Annotated in this window: 20 protein-coding genes; 11 read left to right on the top strand and 9 right to left on the bottom strand. The window is 44.3% G+C overall.

Annotated features, from left to right (window positions below; genetic code table 11):
* Window positions 1–182: 182 nt before the first annotated feature.
* The 7 genes from OCV30_RS02235 to OCV30_RS02205 all read right to left on the bottom strand — a co-directional run bounded on the left by OCV30_RS02235 (window position 183) and on the right by OCV30_RS02205 (window position 10,559).
* Window positions 183–1,991: an AMP-dependent synthetase/ligase gene (locus tag OCV30_RS02235; protein ID WP_065680158.1), complete on the bottom strand. Its 1,809-nt coding sequence runs from the start codon at window positions 1,989–1,991 to the stop codon at window positions 183–185.
* A gap of 201 nt (window positions 1,992–2,192) precedes the next feature.
* The gene (gene leuO / locus OCV30_RS02230; RefSeq protein WP_009847810.1) at window positions 2,193–3,152 is read right to left on the bottom strand and encodes a transcriptional regulator LeuO; all 960 of its coding nucleotides are present in this window, start codon (window positions 3,150–3,152) and stop codon (window positions 2,193–2,195) included.
* A gap of 347 nt (window positions 3,153–3,499) precedes the next feature.
* Entirely contained in the window at window positions 3,500–4,555 is a 1,056-nt protein-coding gene (locus OCV30_RS02225; protein WP_065680157.1) for an MJ1255/VC2487 family glycosyltransferase, read from the bottom strand.
* 94 nt (window positions 4,556–4,649) lie between these two features.
* Window positions 4,650–5,174, bottom strand: a complete 525-nt coding sequence (locus OCV30_RS02220) for a phosphatase PAP2 family protein (protein WP_012603172.1) — start codon at window positions 5,172–5,174, stop codon at window positions 4,650–4,652.
* 284 nt (window positions 5,175–5,458) lie between these two features.
* Complete coding sequence (locus tag OCV30_RS02215) at window positions 5,459–8,566, bottom strand: efflux RND transporter permease subunit (protein WP_065680156.1); 3,108 nt, start codon at window positions 8,564–8,566, stop codon at window positions 5,459–5,461.
* A complete protein-coding gene (locus OCV30_RS02210) occupies window positions 8,563–9,900 on the bottom strand; it encodes an efflux RND transporter periplasmic adaptor subunit (RefSeq protein ID WP_065680155.1) in 1,338 nt (445 codons plus the stop codon). Before OCV30_RS02210 ends, OCV30_RS02215 begins: the two co-directional genes overlap by 4 nt.
* Window positions 9,900–10,559, bottom strand: coding sequence for a TetR/AcrR family transcriptional regulator (locus tag OCV30_RS02205; RefSeq protein ID WP_009847815.1), 660 nt, complete (start codon window positions 10,557–10,559; stop codon window positions 9,900–9,902). The genes OCV30_RS02210 and OCV30_RS02205 overlap by 1 nt, the downstream gene beginning before the upstream one ends.
* 567 nt (window positions 10,560–11,126) lie before the next feature.
* Here OCV30_RS02205 and leuA point away from each other — a divergent pair.
* From leuA to OCV30_RS02180, 5 genes are all read left to right on the top strand, one after another.
* Window positions 11,127–12,674, top strand: a complete 1,548-nt coding sequence (gene leuA / locus OCV30_RS02200; protein WP_009847816.1) for a 2-isopropylmalate synthase — start codon at window positions 11,127–11,129, stop codon at window positions 12,672–12,674.
* 97 nt (window positions 12,675–12,771) lie between these two features.
* Window positions 12,772–13,863: a 3-isopropylmalate dehydrogenase gene (gene leuB / locus OCV30_RS02195; protein ID WP_017102937.1), complete on the top strand. Its 1,092-nt coding sequence runs from the start codon at window positions 12,772–12,774 to the stop codon at window positions 13,861–13,863.
* 117 nt (window positions 13,864–13,980) lie between these two features.
* The gene (leuC, locus tag OCV30_RS02190) at window positions 13,981–15,393 is read left to right on the top strand and encodes a 3-isopropylmalate dehydratase large subunit (RefSeq protein WP_065680154.1); all 1,413 of its coding nucleotides are present in this window, start codon (window positions 13,981–13,983) and stop codon (window positions 15,391–15,393) included.
* Between the two features lie 14 nt (window positions 15,394–15,407).
* Complete coding sequence (gene leuD / locus OCV30_RS02185) at window positions 15,408–16,010, top strand: 3-isopropylmalate dehydratase small subunit (protein ID WP_065680153.1); 603 nt, start codon at window positions 15,408–15,410, stop codon at window positions 16,008–16,010.
* A gap of 210 nt (window positions 16,011–16,220) precedes the next feature.
* Window positions 16,221–17,003: a DUF547 domain-containing protein gene (locus OCV30_RS02180; protein WP_065680152.1), complete on the top strand. Its 783-nt coding sequence runs from the start codon at window positions 16,221–16,223 to the stop codon at window positions 17,001–17,003.
* A 366-nt stretch (window positions 17,004–17,369) separates the two neighbouring features.
* On the opposite strand, the gene OCV30_RS02175 is transcribed toward OCV30_RS02180, so the two are convergent.
* Both OCV30_RS02175 and djlA read right to left on the bottom strand, forming a co-directional pair.
* Window positions 17,370–17,915, bottom strand: a complete 546-nt coding sequence (locus OCV30_RS02175) for a DUF924 family protein (RefSeq protein WP_065680151.1) — start codon at window positions 17,913–17,915, stop codon at window positions 17,370–17,372.
* Window positions 17,916–17,971: 56 nt separating this feature from the next.
* Window positions 17,972–18,826, bottom strand: coding sequence for a co-chaperone DjlA (gene djlA / locus OCV30_RS02170; protein ID WP_065680150.1), 855 nt, complete (start codon window positions 18,824–18,826; stop codon window positions 17,972–17,974).
* A gap of 149 nt (window positions 18,827–18,975) precedes the next feature.
* Between djlA and lptD the strand changes: the two genes are divergently transcribed.
* The 6 genes from lptD (at window position 18,976) to apaH (ending at window position 25,787) form a co-directional block, all read left to right on the top strand.
* Window positions 18,976–21,360: an LPS assembly protein LptD gene (lptD, locus tag OCV30_RS02165; protein WP_065680149.1), complete on the top strand. Its 2,385-nt coding sequence runs from the start codon at window positions 18,976–18,978 to the stop codon at window positions 21,358–21,360.
* A 43-nt stretch (window positions 21,361–21,403) separates the two neighbouring features.
* Window positions 21,404–22,699, top strand: a complete 1,296-nt coding sequence (gene surA, locus OCV30_RS02160; RefSeq protein ID WP_065680148.1) for a peptidylprolyl isomerase SurA — start codon at window positions 21,404–21,406, stop codon at window positions 22,697–22,699.
* Complete coding sequence (pdxA, locus tag OCV30_RS02155; protein WP_032500205.1) at window positions 22,689–23,678, top strand: 4-hydroxythreonine-4-phosphate dehydrogenase PdxA; 990 nt, start codon at window positions 22,689–22,691, stop codon at window positions 23,676–23,678. The genes surA and pdxA overlap by 11 nt, the downstream gene beginning before the upstream one ends.
* Window positions 23,675–24,490 (top strand): 16S rRNA (adenine(1518)-N(6)/adenine(1519)-N(6))-dimethyltransferase RsmA, encoded by an 816-nt coding sequence (gene rsmA, locus OCV30_RS02150; RefSeq protein ID WP_009847826.1) that lies wholly within the window; start codon window positions 23,675–23,677, stop codon window positions 24,488–24,490. Before pdxA ends, rsmA begins: the two co-directional genes overlap by 4 nt.
* An 81-nt stretch (window positions 24,491–24,571) precedes the next feature.
* Complete coding sequence (apaG, locus tag OCV30_RS02145; RefSeq protein WP_009847827.1) at window positions 24,572–24,952, top strand: Co2+/Mg2+ efflux protein ApaG; 381 nt, start codon at window positions 24,572–24,574, stop codon at window positions 24,950–24,952.
* Window positions 24,953–24,983: 31 nt separating this feature from the next.
* Window positions 24,984–25,787, top strand: coding sequence for a bis(5'-nucleosyl)-tetraphosphatase (symmetrical) ApaH (apaH, locus tag OCV30_RS02140; RefSeq protein ID WP_065680147.1), 804 nt, complete (start codon window positions 24,984–24,986; stop codon window positions 25,785–25,787).
* Window position 25,788: the final 1 nt, after the last annotated feature.

Raw genomic sequence — 25,788 nt, 5'->3', positions numbered from 1 at the left:
CTACTTGATAAAAAAAAGCACTTAATATTTCAACAGTTCGCTATTTATCGATAAACAGCGAGCTTGTTGGTGTGCGCTTTCGCACATTGTGCTGTGTCATTAGATACAAAAAATCCCCCTAAAAATGCAATCACATTCGTAGGGGGATTTTTAAACAACTGAAAATTTATCTAAACAGAAAACTACTTATCTTTAGGCTTTTCGTTGTACATTTCTTCGATTTCGTCTTGATACTTATCGTTAATAACCTTACGACGCAGTTTCTGGGTCGGTGTTAGCTCACCATCATCCATAGAAAACGCTTTTGGCAACAACTTGAACTTCTTCACTTGCTCAAACTTCGCTAGCTCTTGTTGTAAGTCATTCACACGCTTCTCTAGCATTTCTACTATTTGGTGATTTTTAACAAGTTCCACACGGTCATGATATTTGATATTAAGCTCTTTGGCATACTCTTCTAGCGAGTCATAACAAGGAACAATCAGTGCAGAAACGAATTTGCGCGTATCAGCGATAACAGCAATCTGCTCGATAAAGTGATCTTTACCAATTGCGCCTTCAACCACTTGCGGTGCAATGTACTTACCGCCAGAAGTCTTCATTAATTCTTTGATGCGATCAGTAATGAATAGATTACCATTTTCATCAAAATGACCCGCATCACCCGTTTTTAGGAAACCATGCTCGTCAAATGTTTTAGCTGTCTCTTCTGGCATCTTGTAGTAGCCACGCATCACCATTGGACCACGAACAAGAATCTCGTCCTTAGCGCCAATTTTCACTTCAGCGCCCGGCATCGACATACCGATCGAATCAGGGTTAAAACAACGGTCATCCCAGCACGATACTGTTGCCGTGGTTTCTGTCATGCCGTAGCCAAGTTTTACATTGATACCAATCGCGTGGAAGAAGCGACCAATGGTTTCATCAAGCTTCGCGCCACCACATGGCATGAAGTTGATGTTACCACCTAACAGAGCTCGCAGTTTAGAGAGCACAAGCTTGTCAGCAAGCGCATGGCTCTTCTTCAGCATGAATGATGGTGTACGACCTTCTTGATGACAAACAGAAAGCTTCGCGCCCATGTTCACCGCCCAAGTAAAGAGTACTTTACGAATAAACGGTGCTTTAGATACTTTTTCGTGAATCGCTGAGAAAATCTTCTCGTAGAAGCGAGGAACAGCAGACATAACCGTTGGTTTAACATCACTCAGTGCGTCACGAACTTGCATGGTGTCTTGCAAATAGCAGTTAGTTGCGCCTTTATAAAGGACATAGAAAGTCCAAGCGCGTTCAAATACATGTGATAGAGGTAAGAAACACAATGAGACGTCGTCTTTGCTTAAGCTAAGACGCTCATCATGGCCTTTTAATTGATAGCCAACATTAGTGTAATCAAGCATTACACCTTTAGGCTGGCCTGTTGTACCAGAGGTATAGATAAGCGTCAGTAAGTCATCCATGCTGGCATCCGCAAGACGAACATCAAGCTCAGCTCGCTGATCTTCAACACCACGAGCCATGAACTCTTTCCAAGAGACAGCAAAGCGATGTCCTTGCAGATCGATATCATCAGACATCGCCACAACAACTTCTAGCTGTTCACACTCTTCAAAAAGGCTAACCGCCGCATCGAATTGAGCTTGCTCACCAACGAATAAGATCTTCACATCCGCATTTTGGATAATGTAAGAAGACTGTGCCGCTGTGTTGGTTGGGTAGATTGGTACCGTTACAAGGCGCGCTTGTAAGGATGCGAAGTCAGCCACAGTCCACTGAGGCATATTGTTCGAGAAGATACCGATCTTATCCTGAACTCTCAATCCTTGAGCCAATAGCGCTAATGAAAGCGTATCGATTTGTTGTCCAAATTGTTCCCAGCTAATACCTTGCCATACATTGTCTACTTTGTGCTTCAAAGCTGTACGGTTGCCGCCTTGGGCAATTTGGTCACGAAGTCTTTTTACGATATGAAAATCTAAATTGGCCATCTCTTTACCTTTGGCTTACACCTGTAAGCTTTTTTGAGCGCACAAGTGTACCTCTGATCATGGAAAAGGCAACTGATGAAGCTCAAAGTTATAAGTAATAGTACGTCTCACGCTAAGTTTTCTATCAACAAAAATAGCAGGTACAAAAAAACCCCAAGCCAGACTCCTAGCTTAGGGCTTATAAATCATAGGAATTAGTGTCTAGTTAAGCGCCACTACTTCGCCACAGATCATCATTAACTGATCTCGTAACCAGATGTGTCCTTTGTCCTTTTCACTTGATTCGTGCCAGCTAAGGAAGCCAGAAATCGCCGCATTATCGAATGGGAAATCTAGAATCTGAAGCTGCTCTTTGTTTGCTGCATGTTCTACCATCCAACGAGGAGCGATTGTTACTAATTCAGATTGACCAACAACGTAAAGAACGTTGCTCAAGCTCGTACCTTCGTAGAAAGGCGTGCAATCGAGGTCACGGTAAGCTTGCTCAGAGAAGCTACGTTGACCATGAATGCGAGACAGTTTAGCGTGCTTTTCGTTAAGCAATTCTGCCGCTGAAACTTCACCGTTGATGCGTGGGTGAGAAGCAGAAGCTACCACAACCAATTCATCTTGGAAGATTTCAGTGCTTGAGAAACCTTGTTCATCAAAACGCGAGTAATCAATAACGAAGTCAATTTCTTGGTAACGCATGCGCTCAGAAAGTTGACGGTCAAATTCTGCATCCATGTGCAGATTAACGCTAGGTGCTTGGTCGTTGATTGTCGACATAATCTTAGGTGCAAAACGCATGTCGCAAGGGCTACAAATTGCAAGTTTGAACAAACGAGAAGACGACTCTGGTGAGAATACAGAACTTGGCAATTCGTTGCGTACTAACTGCAGCGCTTGGCGGATTGGGCCAAACAACTGACGAGCACGTTGAGTCGGTTGAATACCACGACCTTGACGCATGAATAGCTCGTCGTTGAACATTACTTTCAAACGAGCAACAGCATTACTTACCGCAGGCTGAGACATGCCCAGATTATGAGCTGCACGTGTAATATTTTGCTCTTGCATAACTGCATCAAATACAGTCAAAAGATTTAAGTCGACTCCACGAAGTGTGCTTTCCATTCTGTAGCTTGCAATTGCACTCATTGCGTCTTTTTTCTCTAACATTCAAGTTGCCTCTTGTCGGTTCGACAGGGTTAAATTGGTAATGGTGTGGGAATAGATAACCACTAATTCTTATATTTATCAGACCGATGTTTTTCGGATTGCCATTACTATTAACCAATAAATCTCGAGCTACCAACAAGATTGATAAAGAATAATTTAATTTTACCTTAATGATTAAACAACACCTAAAAATCAGTTGCTTATGGAGTTATAAAAAAACATAAAATGCGTCACTGATGAGTTTCATTTCGACTTATTTAGCTGTTCTATCGTTTTGGTTACATTTGTTACAAATTATTGAACTCGTGAATCGTTCAGCTAGGCAATTCAGAAATAACACTTATGGGTTACGTGAGTGATGCATAACTAGGAAAATCCACCTTATCCCAAAGTTGCTTTCTCAAGTCATCTTGGTTAGACCAATTGCCCGCTAACACCCACTCAACAAGTGCACTTGCCACGTCGGGATAAGTGACCACTTCTGCCTGCTTTTCACCGAGCCAACCACGCAAGGTAGCCGCGTCTAAAAAGCTCATGGTTTGAGCCAACCCGAGCGCTTCAAGCGTCGCCACATTACTTTGTTGTTCGAACTGTCCCTCAAGAGGCTTAAGAAGCAACTTCTTACCTAAAGTTAAGGCTTCAGATGGCAATTCAAAACCGCCGTTGGCCACCACACCAGAGCACTGATTGAGATCGAATTGGAAGCCGGCATGACTGAGTGGTTTGAACTCTATATTTTCGACTCGGCTATGCTCAATCACATTCGGGTGATAACAGACAAAGTGATGAGAAACAAACTTCATCAACAACTCAGAGATAGCATCAAGATCCTCAAATGGTAGATAAACCAAGGTGAAGTCTTGTGTTGCTTTAGCTCGCTCATCACACGCAGGCGTGTGAACGATAGGTGGCAATATTGGCTGTTCAAAGTGATACCAGTGCAAACCAATAGAGTGCTCAGTTGGGGCGAAATGTTGAATCACGGAATGTTCAATCCAGTTGCCCCCTTCTTTAGGTACATCATAGCGGAACGCATTCTGGTGGCTTATGCCAATGCATGGCACACCTTGCCTCTTAGCCGCCCATGCCGTCACAGGTTCAAAATCATTAAGCACTAAGTCATAAGGCGCAAGATCGAGCTGGTTAACCTCGCGGAGAAATCGCCAGATGTTGTTCTTGATGAATGTCTTGCCGTATTTAACCTTCCCCTGCTCGCTGTAAAAAGTTAAGCCGCTGCGGGTCTGATAATTGCCAAATGCTTCCATCGAAAAGAATTTACTCTCGTCACGCCCAGAGAACAGAAAGTCGACATCGATATTTTTCTGACGAAAAGTGACGGCCATTGCTCTCGCACGAGCGATGTGACCATTCCCTGTACCTTGTACGCCATATAAAATTTTCATTCAGGTTCCTTGAAGATTAACAATTCGAGCGCTGCTGTCTTTGCCTGTGTCTTTTTAATATGAACAACAGAACAAACAGCCATACGACTAAGCGCTATAAAATGAAGTAAATGGCTAGGCTTGTGCACGCTATACCTAGCGCTGCGCCAATCAGTACGTCCGTTAAAAAGTGCACACCGAGTAGGATTCGAGAGCCAGCAATCGCTGTTGCCCAAATCAAGCTAAAGAGATAGAGACTTGGATAAAAATGTCCGATTAGAGTCGCCATAACAAATGCAGCAGCGGAATGCCCAGAAGGCAGGCTGTATTTATCTGACGGCACAATGTGAGAGTGAAGTAATGAAGAGAATTCAGCGGGTCTGCGGCGCTTGAGAGTGTTTTTGGCTAACCAATAAATCGGCAGCTCTATCGCAAAAGCGGCGAGACCAACCATTAAAAATTCACGACCTGTGTAGCCATCAGCTAACAGCGCAATCAGAGCGATCAACACATATAAGTGACCATCCCCGGTATGAGACACCGCTTTACTCAATGTTGCATGTTGCCCGCTATAACGGTTCTTCAAACAGAAAACAGAAAATGCCACATCCCAGCGGACAATCGGTTCGATAGTACGCATACGATCTCCTTAACAATCCTTATTCAGTTAAGGCTCAAGGTATGCCCCTGAAATGACAGTTAGGTGACGTTTTGAATGAACTAAAATGAATTTTGAAGCAAATAAACCGCTTTCACTAAGTAAGCTGATGAGAGCCAAGAAGCTGCCGATAAAAATAAAGCGACCCAAGGCCGCTTTATTCTTCTATGTTTTTGCTTCTTTATATAAGTAAACACTACTTCTATCGTGCTAATGGTTATAGCGTTCGCTAATGATAATAGTGCTAAAGATAATAGCGCTAAAGATTATAGCGCTAATGGCTCATGCTTCTTCACCAACCCGAAGTCAGCCAATATCGCGTAAGCGGCAGGGATCATGAACAGCACCAATAAGGTCGAGGCAAAAATACCAAATACGATCGAGATAACCAGCGGTTGAATAACCTGTGCCTGTAAGCTGGTTTCCGTCAACAGCGGTAGCAAACCAGCTGCGGTCGTCATTGATGTCAAAAATACCGCCCGGAAACGCTCGCGACTGGCCTTCACCACCGAGTCATGCACGCTATCTCCCTCATCAACATGGTGACGAATGTATTGCACTAGCAAGATGGAATCATTAACCACGATCCCGGCAAGCGACACAAAGCCCATCATGCTCGGCATACTTAACGCGTGCCCTAACAGCCAGTGACCAACAACGACACCAATGAAGGCCAGTGGAATCGCTAACATTACGACGACCGGTTCCAAGTAGCTTCGGAACTGATAACTCAAAATCGCAAACACACCGAATAAGCCTAACAAGAAACCTTTACCCATCGAAGCTCCGGTCTTAGCCGCATCTTTGGCTTCCCCTTCGAAATCAAAGCGTAAGCCCGGATACTTTTGAATGAGCTTGGCTGCTTCATCTTTTTGGAACTGAGCCAAAATCGCTGATGAGCTCGCTTTCTTGTTATCAATATCACCAAAGATACTGATGGTTCTCAGCCCATCGATACGTTGGATTCGTACGTAGTTACGTTGGAAATCTAGCGTTGCCAATGTCGCTAGCGGGATCTGGCTGCCATCTGCGGTGATGATTGGGAAGTTAGCCAGTTGTTGTAAATCGCCAGCCTGTTCTTTATCAAGACGCACCTCAATCGAAATGTTCTCGACCCCAATTTGGATTTCATCCGCAGTCTGACCAAAGAAGGCCGCACGCAATTGGGAAGCAATCATCTGCCCATTCACATTGTAGGTTTCCGCACCAGGGCGCAACTTCACTAAGATCTCTTCTTTACCCATGCGCATGTCATCAAGCACACCATGTACACCATCAAACTGATTGAGGTACTCCTGAATATCTAAAGAAGCCGATTTCAATGCAGCAAGATCATCATGTTTGGCGCGGATCTCGATAGCACGACCGCCCGGCCCCATCGTCGGCTGTTTAAAAACCAGCGAGATAGGATCAGCCAAATCACCAATATCCTCTCGCCACGCATTGATGAAATCATCGATAACCGTGTTGCGACTCTCTGCACCGCGCAAATCTAGGCGCACCGTGGCCAAATGTGGCCCTGATTCATTGGCATCTGCGTTTGCATTGAATTGGCTGGTGATATGCTCAACCAATTTATTACCGTCCTCAACCTCTTCACTCCACTGCTCATTCAAGCGTTCAGCCGACACGACTATTTTGTCGACGACTCTCTCAGTTTGAGACAGCGATGCGCCCGGCGGAAGAATGATACGCGCCTCGGCAATATCACCATCAAGCTCAGGGAAAGGTTGGAACTTAACAACGCCACCAGCAATCAAGGCTACCGAAAGCAACAGCAGGGTCAGCACTCCGCCCATAAAGGCGTAGCGGAATGTCACCACTTTCTCAACCATGTTCATCAAGGTGGTATTACGAAAGTTCTCAAACTTCTCTAACAACACAACTTTGAAGCGCAGCGCTGGCTTGTCATTCTTTTCTTTGTGTAATGAATGAGACAAGTGATTAGGCAGAATCAGGAAGGCTTCAATCAAGCTCAACGAGAGCACTAATATCAATACTTGAGGAATAGCCTTAAGCACCGCGCCCATTTCCCCATCAAGAAACAGCAAGCTACCGAAAATACACACTGTAGTTAAGAAAGAAGATAAGACTCCGGGAAGCACTTTCTTAACGCCATTGTACACCGCATCATCAACGTTTTGCCCCCGATCTAAATGGGACGCTATCGATTCGGCAATCACGATGGCGTCATCCATCATGATACCAATCGCCATCAACAGTCCGACCAGCGACATAATGTTAATCGACAAACCTAAGTTCGCCATTAAGAACAAGCCACCAAGGAAGGTAACCGGTAAGCCAGCTGCAACCCAGAATGAATAGCGTAAGCTGAAGAATAGCCACATGGTGGCAAATACCAGCACAATACCTTGCCAGCCGTTACGTACCATCATGGTGAGGCGATCCCACAGCACAGAGGAGAGATCGTTGGTCATTTGTAGCGTCACGCCATCAGGGGCAATCGCGCTCTGATCTTCAACGAAACGCGTCACGTTCTCTTTGATTCGTAACGCATCATCTTCTTTGTTTTTACTGATTTTCAACAGGGCCGATGGCTTTCCATCAAACAACACCTTCTGTTCATCAAGCTCAAAGCGGTCGGTTATTTTTGCAATGTCCCTCAGACGGATCACTGATCCATTAGGCGCAGAGCCAACCACGATACTTTCAAGCTCAACAGGTGTAATTCGTCTTTCATCAAAACGAATCAAAAAATTCTTGTCTGGTGTTTCAACGTTACCGCTTGGCAGTTTTACATTCTGACGGCCAATCTGGTCTGCGATATCACCGACACTCAAACCCAGCTGGCGAATCGCTTGAGTATCCAGTTCAACGCGGTATTGATGATCAGAGAAGCCGCTAACATCGACCAGTGAAACATCATAATCAAGCTTCATGATACGCTTGAGGTCTTCAGCGTAGGCCTTAAGCTCCGGCCACGATGTTTCTGCTGTGATGGCGATATCAACAACCGGTTCATTCCAATCCAGTTCTTGAACAACAGGCGATTCAATCTCAGTTGGGAAATCATTGATCGAGTTGATTTGAGTTTGAACGTCCACCAGCATTCGGCCAATGTCCGCTTTCTCATTAAGCTTCAGAATAAGACGAGCACTGCCTTCGATCGCCTCACACTGAGTTTCCTCAATGTTGGCTAGACCATCGACGGCATCTTCCATTCGCACACACAAGCTCTCTTCCACTTCTTGTGGTGATGCGCCGGGATAAACGATCGCCGCCATAATGTAAGGTGGGTCATAGGCAGGAAAGGTTTCGCGCTTGATGGTTGATAGTGAGCTTATACCCAAAATCAACAACCCAAGCATCAACAAGTTTGCTGCTGTTGGGTGCCGAGAGAAAAACTTGATCATGACGCACTCTCCTGAGTATCTGATTCAAGCTCAGCCTCTTCAGAGTTCGACTCTTTCAGTAACATGCCTTCGATTGCTGGCAGGACATCATTGAGAACTAGTTTATCTCCCGTTTGTAGCTCACCACTCACAACCACTTGATTGTCTCTGCGATAAAGCACTTCAACATTCACCACTTGCAAACGCTGATTGTCGTCCATCAGGTAAACCTTATCACCATGCAGTGCTCGCTCAGGCACAACCCAACTCAGATTCGCGATACCTTCAATCTCCGCTTTAACAAACATACCATTGACCAACGGAGGAGCGCTGTCTGGTTGCAGTTGTGAGTAGTCTTGAGCGATTTCAAGAATGATCCCTGCTGTCGCTTGGTTCTCATCAACGGTTTCACTGATTCTCGCCACCTTTGCAGGCCAATTGAGGTTAAGGCTGCCACTGTTTAGCTGAATACTTGCTTTGATTGGCGCTTCATAAGGGTTTGGTATGCCTGCGGCATCACGAGGGAATTGAGTAAAGCTTGAGGCTAAAGTTTGCATATCGTGAATAGAGAGTTGCGCCTCAACTTCCATAACCTTAATCCCGTGAGCAACAAACATCTCTTGCTGAAGATTAACCACTTGGTTCTGTTCAATATCGACCTGAGCTATTCGCATCGCTCTAGGCAAAGTAATGGTCGTTTTATCTAAAGAGCGTTGCGCCTCTTTTACTTTAGAGACATTCACCTTAATCACGGCTTCCGCAACACGCTTTTCATCTGGCATCAATGCAATTTGGTTATCAATATCCAATACAAGCTTCTGTTGAGACAGTGCACTTTGTTGTTGCAGATCGACATCCGATTGAGAAGTCAGCCCTTTCTTACGCAGATCTTGTTTACGTTGTAGCTCTTTGTTGCTGATCACTAAGCGGTTCTTTTCGATCTTAAGAGTCTGATTCAGGTTGTCTTCTTCTTGATTCAATTTAGCTAATGAGGTCTGGCTTGATTTAAGATCCGCTTCAGCTTGTACCAACTTCAACTCGTAATCCAAGGGATCGATCTTAAGTACCTCAGTACCCGCTGGAATGATCTGCCCTTTTTCTAGGTCTGGATGTCGATAAACAATCTGCCCTGTCACCTCGGCAATGGCTTTCCATTCAACTTTAGGGACTACTTTGCCAAAGCCCACTGCCAACGGCGCGATCATTTGTTGTTCTAAACTGACGGTTTCGACTAGACGAGCCCGATCTCCCGCGGGCTTAGTCGGCAGATCCGGCTTTAAGCTAATAGCAGTCACAAGGCCGATGACACCAACCGCAAGTGCTGGAAAGAAGAGTAGTTTTTTATTTATTTTCATTATCTTTTGTCCTGCACTGCAGAAGGGCTCGGTGCGTTGATAAAGCCTTCGGTCATCAATTGAATGTTGTGTTCGATTAAACGGTTAAGAAATTCTTCATTAATCTCAATACCATGGATTGCTAATAGAGGGGGCGGAGCAATGAATGGAAACACCATCAAGCTTATATACGAAACTCGACACAATTTTGGATCCATGTTCTGTTTTAAGATGCCTTGTTCAACCAGCTTTTCAAAAATGACATCTTGGGCTGGCTTGGCGACATCGAGAAAAACCTTTTCGAGCAACTCTCTTTGCACTTCAGAGGGAGGCATATTCATCACTTGAGCAATCAAGCGAGGAAACTTGGGCACCTTGACCATCTCTTTATAGTAAGTCCGCATTAAATCAAGAAAGTTCTCATGGCTGCTTTCTTCAACCAATCTCTGCATTTGCAATTGCATCGGTCGTAGCGTTTCACGCAGCATCGCCTCAAATAATCCAGCCTTACTGCCAAAGTAATAACGGATCATCGCAATGTTCACACCCGCACGATCAGCAATCAGGCGTGTCGAGACCTTGTCGTATGACTGAACGACAAACAGATCACGAGCATGCTCAATCAATAGTTGTCGAACATCTAAGTTCTGTTGAGGTCGCCCCGCTTTTCGTGCTGTCATGGCTCAACCTATCTCTATAATTAATCATTCGATTAATTATAGAGATAAACAGGCATAACAGTAGAAGATTAATTACTCACTATTTAATCAATTGATTAATTACTTTAGTCACGCTTGTGATTTTTTTGGTGAATCGTTCCATTAAAAATATTTACTACAAAGTTTTAACCTACACATCAGCCAAACGATAAACTAACCCGCCAATACAAAACCACCATTTAGTTGATATCGCTAACACTTAAACAAAAAACAGCACAAACAAAACCAAAACACTGCCAATGCACGCTGATATTGGATTTTCTTGTTTGACGCTCAGAATAAATTACGGTAAATATGGTGTTAACAGTTTATTTACGGATATTTGTGTAATGATTTTTTCTTCTTCTCTACTGCTGAAACTTCTCCTTATCGTGAACCAATCGCGCGGGTAAGTTGTGGGTCAAGAACTACACAAATATTAAAACCCGCACTGAGCGGGTTTTTTTGTAACTGGCACTTTTAAAAGAATATCATTCTTAATAATAATTTGGATAGCAATCGATTCATTATCGATATAAGGAAGCACCCATGAACGATCAAGTAATAATTTTTGATACTACCTTACGTGACGGCGAGCAAGCATTGGCTGCAAGCCTTACGGTAAAAGAGAAGTTACAGATCGCTTATGCTCTTGAGAGACTGGGTGTAGATGTTATCGAAGCTGGCTTCCCTATTTCTTCTCCGGGTGATTTTGAGTCAGTACAAACCATCGCTAAACACATCAAAGACAGCCGTATTTGTGCGCTTTCTCGTGCCGTAGCGAAAGATATCGATGCCGCTGCCGAAGCGCTTAAAGTTGCTGACCAGTTCCGTATTCATACCTTCATCTCAACATCAACGGTTCACGTACAAGACAAATTACGCCGCAGCTACGATGACGTAGTAGAGATGGCAGTGAAAGCAGTCAAGCACGCTCGTAACTATACCGATGATGTTGAATTCTCTTGTGAAGATGCCGGCCGTACCCCTATCGACAACCTATGTCGCATGGTTGAAGCCGCGATTAACGCAGGCGCGAAAACCATCAACATTCCAGACACAGTGGGCTACACAGTACCAAATGAGTTTGGTGGCATTATCAAGACGCTATTCGATCGCGTACCCAACATCGACCAAGCGATCATCTCTGTTCACTGTCACGATGACTTAGGTATGTCGGTTGCAAACTCAATTGCTGCTGTGCAAGCGGGCGCTCGTCAAATTGAAGGCACAATCAATGGTATTGGCGAACGTGCTGGTAACTGTTCTCTAGAAGAAATCGCAATGATCATCAAAACTCGTCAAGAGCTTTTGGGTGTTCATACTGGCTTGGATCACAAGGAGATCCACCGTACCAGTAAGTTGGTAAGTCAGCTTTGCCACATGCCAATTCAAGACAACAAAGCAATCGTCGGTGCTAACGCATTCAGCCACTCTTCAGGTATTCACCAAGATGGCATGCTAAAGAACAAGAACACTTACGAGATCATGACGCCTGAGTCTATTGGCTTGAAAAACAAAGCCTTGAACCTAACAAGCCGTAGTGGCCGAGCCGCTGTTAAGAGCCACATGGACGCTATGGGTTATAAAGATAATGAGTACAACTTAGATTCATTGTACGAAGACTTCTTGAAGCTTGCTGACCGTAAAGGCCAAGTGTTCGATTACGACCTAGAAGCATTGATGCACTTCGCGAATCTACGTGATGAAGATGACTTCTATAAACTTAACTACCTAAGCGTACAATCTGGTAGTGTTATGTCTACCACCAGCATCAAACTGCAATGTGGTGATGAAGAGAAATGCGAAGCCGCTGTCGGCAATGGCCCTGTTGATGCTTTATACCAATGTATCTACCGCTTAACAGGCTACGAAATAGCGTTGGATAAGTTCGACCTAACTGCAAAAGGTGAAGGCGAAGATGGCTTAGGTCAAGCGGACATCATTGCTAACTATAAAGGCCGTAAGTACCACGGTACTGGCGTTTCAACCGATATCGTTGAAGCTTCTGGTCAAGCGTTGCTACACGTTATCAATAGCATTCAACGCGCAGACACTATTGCTGAAATGAAGCAGCAAAAATTCGCGACAGTTTAAGACCCCAATAACAGAGCCCTAGAGCCGATGTTGTTGGCTTTAGGGACAAAATTTAAAACGAGCCAAAAAGCTCAGTAACAAGAATTAAAGGATTAACATGACAGATAAATCATACAAGATTGCCGTACTACCTGGTGATGGCATTGGCCCAGAAGTAATGCAGCAAGCACATAAAGTGCTAGACGCGATTGAAAAGAAGCACGCGATTAGCTTTTCTCGCGAAGAGTATGATGTTGGTGGTATCGCAATTGATAATCACGGCTGTCCACTTCCAGAAGCGACAGTAACGGGCTGTGAAGAATCTGACGCAGTACTATTTGGCTCGGTTGGCGGACCTAAGTGGGAACATCTCCCACCAAACGATCAACCAGAGCGTGGTGCCCTACTTCCTCTACGTAAACACTTCCAACTGTTCTGTAACCTACGTCCTGCACAAATCCACAAAGGTCTAGAGTCTTTCTCTCCTTTGCGTGCTGACATCTCAGGTAACGGCTTCGATATCGTTGTAGTTCGTGAACTAACAGGCGGCATCTACTTCGGCCAACCTAAAGGTCGTGAAGGCGAAGGCGCAACTGAGAAAGCTTTTGATACAGAGGTTTATCACCGTTACGAGATCGAACGTATTGCAAAGATTGCGTTTGAATCTGCACGTCTACGTAACAAAAACGTTTACTCAATCGACAAAGCAAACGTTCTGCAGAGCTCTATCTTATGGCGTGAAGTGGTTGAAGAAATCGCAAAAGATTACCCAGATGTCACGCTAAACCACATGTACATCGACAACGCGACCATGCAGCTAATCAAAGACCCATCTCAGTTTGACGTAATGCTATGTTCAAACATCTTTGGTGACATCATCTCTGATGAGTGCGCAATGATCACAGGCTCCATGGGTATGCTTCCTTCTGCAAGCTTAAACGAAAGCAACTTCGGCCTATACGAACCCGCAGGTGGCAGCGCACCAGATATCGCAGGTAAGAACATTGCGAACCCAGTCGCGCAAATTCTTTCTGCAGCGCTAATGCTTCGTTACAGCCTAGGCGAAGAAGCGGCAGCACAAGACATCGAATCAGCGGTATCTAAAGCACTTTCTGCAGGTGAGCTAACGGCAGACCTTGCAGGTAAGAACCAAGCACTGACTACCTCTGAAATGGGTGACAAGATCGCTGAGTACATCTTAGCTTCATAAGCTAAATGCTCCGATTAGAAGCAAGTACATAAGAATAATATCAAGCCAAGTCATCGTAAACCGCATGACTTGGCTCGAAACAAACACTGGGACTGATGATCCCAAGGAAGAAAAGCTATGTCGACAAACCAGCAAGCAAAAACCTTATACGAAAAAGTTTATGACGCTCACGTTGCAGTTGCAGCAAAGGGCGAAACACCAATTCTTTATATCGATCGCCACTTAGTCCACGAAGTAACATCACCACAAGCCTTTGATGGCCTGCGTGAAAAAGGTCGTAAAGTTCGCCAAGTAGGCAAAACTTTTGCAACCATGGATCACAACGTATCGACACAAGCGAAAGACATCAACGCCTCTGGTGAGATGGCTCGTATCCAAATGGAAACGCTATCGAAAAACTGTGAAGAGTTTGGTGTCACGCTCTACGACCTAAACCACAAATACCAAGGTATTGTGCACGTAATGGGCCCTGAGCTAGGTATTACTCTGCCGGGCATGACCATTGTATGTGGTGACTCACACACAGCAACACACGGTGCATTTGGCTCATTAGCATTCGGTATCGGTACTTCAGAAGTTGAACATGTTCTAGCAACTCAAACGCTAAAACAAGCTCGCGCTAAAACCATGAAGATCGAAGTAAAAGGCAAAGTCGCTGAAGGCATTACAGCAAAAGATATCGTGCTCGCAATCATCGGTAAGACAACAGCCGCTGGCGGTACAGGCTATGTAGTTGAATTCTGTGGTGAAGCAATTACTGACCTTACAATGGAAGGTCGTATGACGGTATGTAACATGGCAATCGAGCTTGGTGCTAAAGCCGGTCTAATTGCTCCAGATGCAACGACATACGAATACATCAAAGGTCGTAAGTTCTCTCCACAAGGTGAAGACTTAGAAGCGGCAATCGAATACTGGGACACATTGAAAACTGATGTTGACGCTGAATTCGATGCAGTTGTGACACTAGAAGCAGCAGACATCAAGCCACAAGTGACTTGGGGCACTAACCCAGGTCAGGTTATCTCGGTAGACACGCCAATCCCTGCACCAGAAAGCTTTGCAGATCCTGTTGAAAAAGCTTCAGCAGAAAAGGCTCTGGCGTACATGGGCCTTGAAGCGGGTAAATCACTATCGGATTACAACGTCGATAAAGTGTTCGTGGGTTCTTGTACTAACTCGCGTATCGAAGACATGCGTGCAGCTGCAGCAGTAGCGAAAGGACGCCAAGTAGCGAAACATGTTCAAGCATTGATCGTTCCGGGCTCTGAGCAAGTGAAAGCACAAGCTGAAGCTGAAGGCTTAGATAAGATCTTTATCGAAGCAGGCTTTGAATGGCGCCTACCGGGTTGCTCTATGTGTCTTGCAATGAACAATGACCGTTTAGGTCCTCAAGAGCGCTGTGCTTCTACATCAAACCGTAACTTTGAAGGTCGCCAAGGCCGTGATGGTCGTACGCACCTAGTTAGCCCAGCAATGGCAGCCGCAGCGGCAATCGCTGGTCACTTTGTCGATATTCGTGAACTTTAATTAGAGGATTTAACATGTCAGGTTTTCAACAACACACCGGATTAGTCGTTCCTCTAGATACGGCCAACATCGATACTGATGCGATCATTCCAAAGCAGTTTCTACAGAAAGTGAACCGTATCGGTTTTGGTAAGCACTTGTTCCACGACTGGCGCTTCCTAGATGACGCTGGCCAACAGCCAAACCCTGAGTTTGTAATGAACGCTCCTCGCTACAAAGGTGCTTCAATTCTTCTCGCTCGTGAAAACTTTGGTTGTGGTTCATCTCGTGAACATGCACCGTGGGCGCTTGCCGACTACGGTATTAAAGTGATGATCGCGCCAAGCTTTGCAGATATTTTCTACGGTAACTCGATCAACAACCAGATGGTCCCTGTTCGTCTGACAGAACAGGAAGTCGATGAACTATTCCAGTTCGTTGAGGCAAACGAAGGCGCTGAGATCGACGTTGATTTAGAAGCAATGAAAGTCAGAGCGAATGGAAAAGAATACTCGTTTGAGATTGATGAGTTCCGTCGTCACTGTTTGCTGAATGGCCTAGATAACATCGGCCTAACGCTTCAACACGCAGATAAGATTTCAGAGTTTGAAGCTAAGATTCCTAGCTTCCTGAAGTAAAGAAGTCTTGAAGTAGAGTCACACAGTTTTGTGTTCATATAAAAGGTTGGCCTAGCGCCAACCTTTTTTATTTGGTTCAATCTTTTATTTAACTCAACGTCTTTATTAAACTCAACCCTTTATTTAGATAAGTTCCGCTATTTAACTTAAGAGCAATGAAAGAAAATGGTAAGCCATAAGGTCTTAGTAGTCAGTCATCAGGAGAATGCCATGAAACAACTACTTTTTATTGTCAGCCTACTTTTCTCAACCTTAGCTTGGTCTGCGCCTAAATCCGATCTTTGGCGATACTGGAACCAAAGCGACGAAACCAACCTAGAACAGGTATCTCATCAAGATTGGCAGCAACTCCTCGATAGCTACTTGGTTAAACAGGGGCAAAATACGTTAGTTCGCTATAAAGCGGTGAACACTGCCGATAAGACAAAACTTAAGCAATACATCAAGCAACTCGAACAAGTTAATCCGCTCGACTATTCAAAAGCGGAACAGTATGCCTACTGGGTTAATCTATATAACGCCGTGACTGTCGATCTAATTCTCGATGCTTACCCAATAAAATCCATCACCAAGCTCGGCGGACTGTTTAGTTTTGGGCCATGGGGAGATGATGTGGTCATCGTTAACGGAAAATCACTGACACTCAACGATATTGAACACCGAATCCTAAGACCGATTTGGCAAGATCCGCGCACGCATTATGCAGTGAACTGTGCGAGTTTAGGTTGCCCTAACTTACAGCCTCAGGCCTTTACTGCTGACAATACAGAAATGCTACTAGAACAAGCGGCGACCGAGTTTATAAACAGTGATAAAGGTGTGCTAGTCAACAGCAATGATCTTGAATTGTCATCCATCTACGAATGGTTTGCTGTGGATTTTGGTACAGAAAAACAACTCATTCAACACCTAGACCAATATCGAAAAAATCCGGTAACGAACACTAACAAAATCAGCTATGACTACGATTGGTCACTTAACAAAGCGAACTAGTTTTAACATTAAAGCTCTTGAATGAAGCTAAACAAAAAGAGGCGAGTTGTTTTTATTAACCGCTAGGGCATGTTGACCTTTCGCGGTTAAATTTTGTTCGAGATAAAAGCGTTTTAATCGCGGCGAGGGGGAAGTAGCCTAGTCATTCTAAGCCAATCCCCCTCAACAAAGAGTAAAACGCTTTTAGCCGAACCCTTTGGGCAGCGTTTGCTGGCCATTTCTACTACGTTATCGGCTTCTCATGTAGGCTAGCTACACATCAAAGCCTCTGCCTTGTATAAAGACCCAGCAACTCGCTGCAAAAATCAGCTCGAAAGGTCAACACACCCTTGCCTCTTTTTTATCTATTGAACCGTATTTCTACAATTAAAAACTTGAACCCGGTTGCTGCAAGAACTCAACCTCTTCAGGAGTCGAAATTCGCCCTAGCACCTCATTACGATGAGGGTAGCGACCAAAACGCTCAATGATGACCTTGTGCTTAAACTCAAAATCAAGATTATGTTCTAACCCCGTTTGAGAAAAGAGCTCCACGGCTTGTTCATGAACCAACAAAGATTCACTGTGCATATAAGGCATATACAGGAAGCTTTTTTGTTGCTCGTTAAGCTGGTGATCAAAACCACCCGCTACCGCCTCTTGCGCTAGAACTAACGCCATCGGGTCAGCCGAAAAAGCTGTCGGACTGTTTCTACCAATATTTCGAGAAAACTGATCAAGCACGATAATTTCAGCTAAGCGCCCTTCTGCATTTTGTCGCCATTCAAATAGCTCACCTTGAGCCGCTGCCTTGTGCACCTCAGCAAATCGAGACTCTATCAAAACATCAATTTCTTCGCCGCCAGTAAACCAGTCTTTTGGCGTCAATTCATCGAACCAAAACTCTAGAACATCCCGATACGTTACCGTCATATAATTCCCTTTAATAAAAACCGAGTAATTTTGTTATTACTCAGTTTAATGTTCGATTACTTAAAACCTTTTACTTTCTTTATTAGGTCATAAGCATTTTGAATTTCTTGTGACTTCTCTTTCGCGACATTCATCATTTCTGGTGGCAAACCCTTCGCCATCAATTTATCTGGGTGATGTTCATTCATCAGTTTACGGTAGGCTTTCTTCACCTCTTTACCGTCAGCACTTTCACTCACACCGAGAACTTTAAACGCATCGGCCAATTGGTTTTGTTGCGAAGCCTGTTGCCAACCCGATGATTGCCCGTGACCTTGATGACCACCAAAGCTTCCACCCTGCTGTTGAAAACGGAATGCAGCTTCTTGCATCTGTAAACGGCGTTCTAGTTGTTCTGCAGAAAAGCCAAGACCTTGCGCTATCTTATGCAGAACTTGGCGCTCACTCGGGTGCAAGCTGCCATCAGCAAATGCTGCGGATACCTGTAGCTCTAAAAAGAACTGCAGAAGATCAAAACGGCCACCCGATGAGATCCTCACACGCTCAAGCACATCGCTTAACGGGAAGTCACTCTCTTTGCCATCACGAAACGCATCTTGCGCCGCTTTACGTTGCTCGCCATGCAGGTTCATACGCTCCATCATTGTAGAAGCGAGCTGAATCTCTTCCGGAGTTACCTGCCCCTTGGCTTTAGCAACATGTCCCATAACCGCAAAAGCCGCTTTAAAGAACTCGTTTTGCCTTTCAGCTTGGCTTGGACCTCGTCCAAAACCAGAGCTATTGAAGCCCGATTGGTTCAATCGGCGAGCTTTATCGAACTGGTGCCCTAAGAATAGGCCAAAAACTAAACCGAGCGGCCCCCCAAATAAAAAACCAAAAAAAGCGCCCAAAATTTTGCCAAATATTTGCATTATGTGTTCTCTATCTATGAATTTTGTCTGAGTAATGCTGTCTGATGATGCTGAATGCTAATATTTCCTTTATCATAAGGAAAATGCTTTATTAATTGGATTGATACTAGATCAACCCTTCATCTAGTGACACAGGATAGTTCAACTTCATGCAATCTTTTTCCCGCACCTTGTTAGCCGCGTCTATAAGTACGGCATTATACGTATCGACAACTCAAGCTGAAACAACCACCGATAATAGTGTGCAGGAAATGCCCGCTATCGGTCAATGCTTGATCAAACCCTCGAAAGATCCTATCGACCAATGCAGAGTTCAACCCGTATCAGAAAACGATACACAACTTCCCGCTCATGTTGAGTCCGATCGCTTAGAGGCTATCAATGGTGACAAGGCAATCTACTCAGGTGATGTAAGAGTTACCCAAGGAAACAAAACCATCCTTGCCGACAATGTAACGCTTCACCAACAAGAAAATATCGTTGTAGCTGAAGGCAACGTAAACTTTAGCGATGGTCAAATTAAATCAGTATCAGAAAGAGCAACCAATAATCTGACTACCGATGAAATGACGCTCGAAAATACCAATTATGAATTCCTCTGTGAGCAAGGCAGAGGAGAGGCGGTTTATATCGCGAATACAGGTAAAGCCGTCTATGAAATCGAAGATGGCTCAATCACCTCTTGCCCTATCGGTGACAACGCTTGGCGCTTAAGAGCATCAAGTATCGATGTCGACCAAAATGAAGAAGAGGCTACGTTCTACAATCCAAGGTTTGAAATTCAGAGCGTTCCTGTTTTTTATCTGCCTTACTTAACCGTTCCGATTGGTGATACGCGTAAAACAGGCTTCTTATATCCAACGGTATCATATGGCTCAAGTGATGGTTTTGAATTTGAGATCCCTGTTTATTGGAACTTAGCACCAAACTACGACTTAGAAACCACCTTTAAGTACATGCAAGAACGTGGAATTCAACTTAACAGTGAGTTCAGATACTTAAGCGACTTTGGTTTTGGGGTTATCAAATCTGAATACTTACCTGATGACAAAAAATACCAAGAGAAAGGTGATCGTTGGGGGGCTCAGCTAGCGCATTCAGGGATATTTCAAGAATCTTGGTTGTTTGAAATTGATTACTCAAAAGTTAGCGATATCGAGTACTTCACGGATGTCAACGGAAGCGGTATTGGTAGTCGTGAAGACGGTCAGTTACTTCAGGAAGGGCAGGCTACATACCGTTCTCAAAATTGGGATGCGTCTGTACTTGTGCGAGACTTTCAGGTTCTTACAAATACGACAAACAACCTTCCATACCGCCTGCTCCCACAGCTGGAATATAACTATTATGCCCCGGAGGTAATGGAGTATTTAGATTTCGACTTGGTCAGCCATGTGTCTCTGTTTGATACCGATGCAAAAGGCAAACCATCAGCAACTCGTATTCACGTTGAGCCGGGTATTACTATCCCTGTAGGCAACACTTGGGGGACTTGGACCACAGAAGCCCGACTTCTTGGTACTTACTACCAACAAGATCTTGATGGTGTTGATACCACAAGTGACAAATATAAAGATTTAGAAAAGTCAGTAAGTCGAGTTATCCCAGAATTTAGGAGTCATGCTGGTATCGTTTTAGAAAGAGGTACCAAGGTTATTGGTAACTACACTCAAACTCTAGAACCCCAAGTTCAATACCTGTATGTACCAAAAGAAGATCAAAACAACATTGGTCTTTACGATACGACACTTCTGCAGACTGATTATTATGGTCTCTTTAGAAGCCGTAAATACAGTGGTGTAGACCGTATCGCTGCAGCTAACCAAGTAAGCTACGGTGCATCATCTCGTTTCTTTGATGATGAGTATAAAGAGCGACTCAATGTGTCTTTTGGACAAATCTTTTATATCGACAAAGATACGAAACAACATCTAACACTTGATACTAAAGATAAGAACTCGAATTACTCATCTTGGGCTGTAGAAGTCGACTTTAATTACGACGACTACCTGTTTTATCATGGTGGGGTTCAGTACGACATCGATACCACAGCAATGCAACTAGCCAACAGCACCATTGAGTACCGTTTTTCTGGTGGTTATATCCAAACCAACTACCGCTACGTAACCAAAGAGTATATCGAAGACACTGTTGATTTTAATGTTGGATCGATTACTAAAGATGGTATATCTCAAGCAGGATTACTCGGAGCCTACCAGATTTCACGTAAGTGGAGTGCCAGCGCTCAGTACTTCTATGATTTAACAACCGAAGAGAACCTTGAGTGGTTAGCTGAACTCAATTACAAATCCGATTGTTGGTATATCGGCTTCACCTATAGTAACCAATTGCGTAGATGGGAAGGTGATTACATCAACACATCGAATGCGACACCAGTATACGAGAAAAACTTTGGCTTTAACTTCGGTATTGTTGGCTTTGGTACCAACATAGGCTCAGACTCAAGCGAAGTAAGTGAAACAAGCTCAGGTAACGCACTCAGCTACGGTCGTCCATTCTTCTTAAACAACTAATTTTCTTTACTGATAAAACATCGGTGAATATAAAGGATTACACATGACATTGTGGAAACGCACATTAATTGCTATCGCAGCGGCTTGTACTGTCTCAATAAGCTATGCAGCACCGGTTGAACTCGATAGTGTAAAAGTGATCGTCAACGAGGGCGTGATCTTACAAAGTGACATTGATACTTCAATGAAAACACTGCGCGCAAACGCGAAGAAAAGCGGACAAACATTACCATCACAAGATGTATTGAATGAGCAAGTTCTAGAAAAACTGATCATCGATACAATTCAGACCCAAGAAGCGGAACGTATTGGGGTTCGAATTGATGATGCTCGACTGGATCAAGCGATTGAAGGCATTGCCAAAGATAACAACCAAACAGTACAACAACTTACCGCATCGGTTGCGGAAGAAGGCCTTAGCTACAACGCATTTCGTGAGCAAGTAAGAAAAGAGATTGCAGCAAGTGAAGCTCGTAATGCCTTGGTTCGCCGTCGTATTAATATCCTTCCTGCAGAAGTAGACAACCTAGCGGACATCTTAGCGCAAGAAACCAATGCGACGGTTCAATACAAAATTGGCCACATCCAACTTCGATTCAATGATGACCAAACCAAAGAAGAATTAGAAGCACAAGCGACAGATTTAGTGGAAGAACTAAACAACGGCAAAGACTTCAGCACCATGGCTTATACTTACTCTAAAGGCCCTAAAGCACTACAAGGTGGTGATTGGGGTTGGATGCGTAAAGAAGAGATGCCTACGATTTTTGCAGACCAAATCAAAATGCAGAACAAAGGCAGCATCATCGGTCCTTTCCGAAGTGGTGTTGGCTTCCATATTCTAAAAATTGAAGACGTAAAAGGTTTGGAAACCGTTGCAGTTACCGAGGTTAATGCACGTCATATTTTGATTAAACCAACGGTTATCTTGAGTGATGACGGTGCGAAAGAGCAGCTTGAAGAAATCACGCGTCGCGTAAACGCAGGTGAAGCGAGCTTTGGTGATCTTGCACAGCAATACAGCCAAGACCCAGGTTCAGCAGTACAAGATGGTGAGTTAGGTTACCAAACTCCGGATTTATACGTTCCTGAGTTCAAGCACCAAGTAGAAACATTACCTGAAGGTAAAATCAGTGCGCCATTCAAAACCGTTCACGGTTGGCACATTGTTGAAGTACTAGACCGTCGCGAAGTAGACCGTACCGATTCAGCATTGAAAAACAAAGCTTATCAAATTCTATTTAACCGTAAGTTCAACGAAGAAGTCGGTGCTTGGCTGCAAGAAGTAAGAGCTAGCGCCTTTGTTGAAGTGGTTGAGGACGACCAAGATGACAACTAAACGCCTTGTCATTACGGCAGGTGAACCAGCGGGAATTGGGCCAGATCTAACTCTGGCTCTATCTCAAGAAAGCTGGCCACATCAGCTCGTCGTTTGTGCGGACAAAACCCTACTAGCAGAGCGAGCTGAAATGTTAGGGATCGAGGTTGAGCTGTTAGACTACGACTCAACCGCGCCTAAGCAACCTCAACGCTCTGGAACACTGGTTGTGAAACATGTTCCACTCGCTGAAGTCGCCGTTGCGGGTCAACTTAATGAAGCGAACGGCCACTACGTATTAAATACATTAGAAACCGCAGCAATTGGCTGTATGAATGATGAATTTGATGCTATTGTCACCGGCCCTGTTCACAAGGGTGTAATTAACCGAGCTGGCGTTGCTTTTAGTGGCCATACCGAGTTCTTTGCAGAGAAGTCCAATACTCCACTTGTCGTGATGATGTTGGCAACAGAAGGGCTGCGTGTTGCTCTCGTAACAACGCACATCCCACTAGCTTATGTATCTCAAGCAGTGACCGAAGACAGATTAGAGCAAATCATTGCTATTTTGCATAAAGATTTGGTCGAAAAGTTTGCTATAGAGAAACCAACTATTTACGTGTGTGGATTGAACCCACATGCGGGTGAAGATGGTTGTTTGGGCCGTGAAGAGATAGAAACTATCACCCCTACGCTAGAAAAAATTCGCCAAAAAGATGGTATTAATTTAGTTGGCCCATTGCCAGCAGACACCATCTTTAATGAAAAATATTTGCAAGATGCAGATGCTGTTTTAGGTATGTATCACGACCAAGTACTCCCGGTATTGAAATACAAAGGGTTTGGTCGCTCAGTGAACATCACGCTTGGCTTACCGTTTATTCGCACATCAGTCGATCACGGTACCGCCTTAGACTTGGCAGGGAAAGGCCAAGCCGATACAGGGAGCTTTAGAACAGCGCTCACGCACGCCATTGAATTAGTAGAGAAAAAGCAATGAGAAATGATGTCCACTTAGGGCACAAAGCGCGTAAACGTTTTGGTCAAAACTTCCTTAACGATCCATACATTATTGATGGAATCGTATCGAGTATTAACCCACTACCAGGCCAGAACTTAGTAGAAATCGGCCCTGGTCTTGGTGCGATTACTGAGCCTGTTGGCAAGCTTGTCGACAAGTTCACAGTAATTGAACTGGATAGAGATCTTGCTGAACGTCTGCGTAATCACCCTGATCTTGCTGAAAAGTTAACGATCTATGAAGGCGATGCAATGAAGTTCGATTTCGAACAACTTGTTAAGCCAAACAACAAGCTGCGTATCTTCGGTAACTTGCCATACAACATCTCTACACCATTGATGTTCCACCTTTTTGAGTTCCATAAAGACGTGCAAGACATGCACTTTATGCTTCAAAAAGAAGTGGTTAACCGATTGGCAGCGGGTCCTGGCACTAAAGCTTACGGTCGTCTAACGGTTATGGCTCAATATTACTGTAAAGTCACTCCTGTGCTAGAAGTGCCACCAACAGCATTTGTTCCGCCACCGAAAGTAGACTCTGCAGTCGTTCGCCTTCAGCCTTATGAAGTACTGCCTTACCCGGCAAAAGATCTTAAGTGGTTAGATCGCGTATGTCGCGAAGGCTTTAACCAGCGTCGTAAAACAGTACGTAACTGCTACAAGAGCCTAATCGACAAGGAAGTGCTTGAAGAGCTAGGTGTAAACCCTGGCATGCGCCCTGAGAACCTGACGCTCGAACAGTTTGTCGATATGGCGAACTGGTTGCACGACAGTCACAACGCTGACAAATAATCGAAAAAGGCTCCTACACTTCGGTGAGGAGCCTATTTTTTATGTAATACTTAAAGCATACCAACAACAAAAGGTGCGAATATGGATATATCTACGCCTTGTATCAAATGCCAAGTTCATTCTAAATATATTGAAGAACAATCTGAGCCATCTAAGAATCGCTACGTTTTCGCTTACATCATTACCATCAAAAATCTAAGTAAAACAACGGTACAACTTATGTCTCGCCGCTGGCTGATTACCGACTCTAACGGTAAACAACTCACCATAGAAGGTGATGGCGTGGTTGGGCAGCAGCCTGTGATTGAAGCCAATGACGAATACACATATACCAGTGGTACGGTCATCGAAACCCCTGTGGGTGTTATGCAAGGTCACTATGTGATGACCGATCATAAAGGCATTGATTTCATAACAGAAGTCGACCCATTTAGACTGGCTATCCCCAATATCCTTAACTAGTACGCATCTCTACCACTTACAGGAAAATACTGTGTCGAATTATATTGTCGGAGACATTCAAGGATGCTTCGACGAGCTTCAGTTACTGCTTGAAACCATCAACTTTGATAAACAACAAGATACTTTATGGGTCGCCGGAGACTTAGTTGCTCGTGGCCCTAAATCCTTAGAGACGTTACGTTTTGTTCGTAACCTTGGCAGTTCAGCGAAGGTGGTATTAGGTAACCATGATTTACATCTACTTGCTGTATCCTTAGGCCTCTTTTCAGCTAAACCAAAAGACAAGACTCAACCAATTCTTGATGCGGAAGACCGTGAACAGTTGCTCGAATGGTTAAGACAACAGCCTTTAATTCAGGAGCATCCAGAGTTCGTGATGTCTCATGCTGGTATCTCACCTCAATGGGATCTAGAGCGAGCACGGATTGAAAATCTGGAAATAGCTGATTTATTAAAATCCGATCAGTGGCAATGGCTTATCGAGAATATGTACAGCAACACGCCTGACTTATGGCGTCAAAACTTAGAAGGGATTGAGCGCTATCGCTATGCGATCAACAGCCTTACTAGAATGCGATTCTGTTTTACTGATGGTCGTCTCGATATGGCCTGTAAACTTCCACCAAACGAAATTACAACTGAGCCGCTAGTGCCGTGGTTTGACCTTCCTCAACGCATAAAGCTCGATAAAACCGTTGTTTTTGGACACTGGGCTGCGCTAGAGGGTTACTCAGGAAAAGATGTGATTGGACTTGATACTGGGTGTGTGTGGGGGGGAGACTTGACGATACTTCGCTGGGAAGACAAACAGTTTTTCACTCAAAAAGCGCTATAGA

The sequence above is a fragment of the Vibrio atlanticus genome, from assembly GCF_024347315.1.
GTDB lineage: Bacteria > Pseudomonadota > Gammaproteobacteria > Enterobacterales > Vibrionaceae > Vibrio > Vibrio atlanticus.
The sequence above is the reverse complement of the archived record's forward strand: the minus strand, read 5'-3'. Positions and strand labels throughout refer to the sequence as shown.

What these genes read in the sequence shown, in the direction of transcription:
- OCV30_RS02235 (WP_065680158.1), bottom strand. Translation starts at nt 1,991, where the DNA reads ATGGCCAATTTAGATTTTCATATCGTAAAAAGACTTCGTGACCAAATT.
- leuO (WP_009847810.1), bottom strand. Translation starts at nt 3,152, where the DNA reads ATGTTAGAGAAAAAAGACGCAATGAGTGCAATTGCAAGCTACAGAATG.
- OCV30_RS02225 (WP_065680157.1), bottom strand. Translation starts at nt 4,555, where the DNA reads ATGAAAATTTTATATGGCGTACAAGGTACAGGGAATGGTCACATCGCT.
- OCV30_RS02220 (WP_012603172.1), bottom strand. Translation starts at nt 5,174, where the DNA reads ATGCGTACTATCGAACCGATTGTCCGCTGGGATGTGGCATTTTCTGTT.
- OCV30_RS02215 (WP_065680156.1), bottom strand. Translation starts at nt 8,566, where the DNA reads ATGATCAAGTTTTTCTCTCGGCACCCAACAGCAGCAAACTTGTTGATG.
- OCV30_RS02210 (WP_065680155.1), bottom strand. Translation starts at nt 9,900, where the DNA reads ATGAAAATAAATAAAAAACTACTCTTCTTTCCAGCACTTGCGGTTGGT.
- OCV30_RS02205 (WP_009847815.1), bottom strand. Translation starts at nt 10,559, where the DNA reads ATGACAGCACGAAAAGCGGGGCGACCTCAACAGAACTTAGATGTTCGA.
- leuA (WP_009847816.1), top strand. Translation starts at nt 11,127, where the DNA reads ATGAACGATCAAGTAATAATTTTTGATACTACCTTACGTGACGGCGAG.
- leuB (WP_017102937.1), top strand. Translation starts at nt 12,772, where the DNA reads ATGACAGATAAATCATACAAGATTGCCGTACTACCTGGTGATGGCATT.
- leuC (WP_065680154.1), top strand. Translation starts at nt 13,981, where the DNA reads ATGTCGACAAACCAGCAAGCAAAAACCTTATACGAAAAAGTTTATGAC.
- leuD (WP_065680153.1), top strand. Translation starts at nt 15,408, where the DNA reads ATGTCAGGTTTTCAACAACACACCGGATTAGTCGTTCCTCTAGATACG.
- OCV30_RS02180 (WP_065680152.1), top strand. Translation starts at nt 16,221, where the DNA reads ATGAAACAACTACTTTTTATTGTCAGCCTACTTTTCTCAACCTTAGCT.
- OCV30_RS02175 (WP_065680151.1), bottom strand. Translation starts at nt 17,915, where the DNA reads ATGACGGTAACGTATCGGGATGTTCTAGAGTTTTGGTTCGATGAATTG.
- djlA (WP_065680150.1), bottom strand. Translation starts at nt 18,826, where the DNA reads ATGCAAATATTTGGCAAAATTTTGGGCGCTTTTTTTGGTTTTTTATTT.
- lptD (WP_065680149.1), top strand. Translation starts at nt 18,976, where the DNA reads ATGCAATCTTTTTCCCGCACCTTGTTAGCCGCGTCTATAAGTACGGCA.
- surA (WP_065680148.1), top strand. Translation starts at nt 21,404, where the DNA reads ATGACATTGTGGAAACGCACATTAATTGCTATCGCAGCGGCTTGTACT.
- pdxA (WP_032500205.1), top strand. Translation starts at nt 22,689, where the DNA reads ATGACAACTAAACGCCTTGTCATTACGGCAGGTGAACCAGCGGGAATT.
- rsmA (WP_009847826.1), top strand. Translation starts at nt 23,675, where the DNA reads ATGAGAAATGATGTCCACTTAGGGCACAAAGCGCGTAAACGTTTTGGT.
- apaG (WP_009847827.1), top strand. Translation starts at nt 24,572, where the DNA reads ATGGATATATCTACGCCTTGTATCAAATGCCAAGTTCATTCTAAATAT.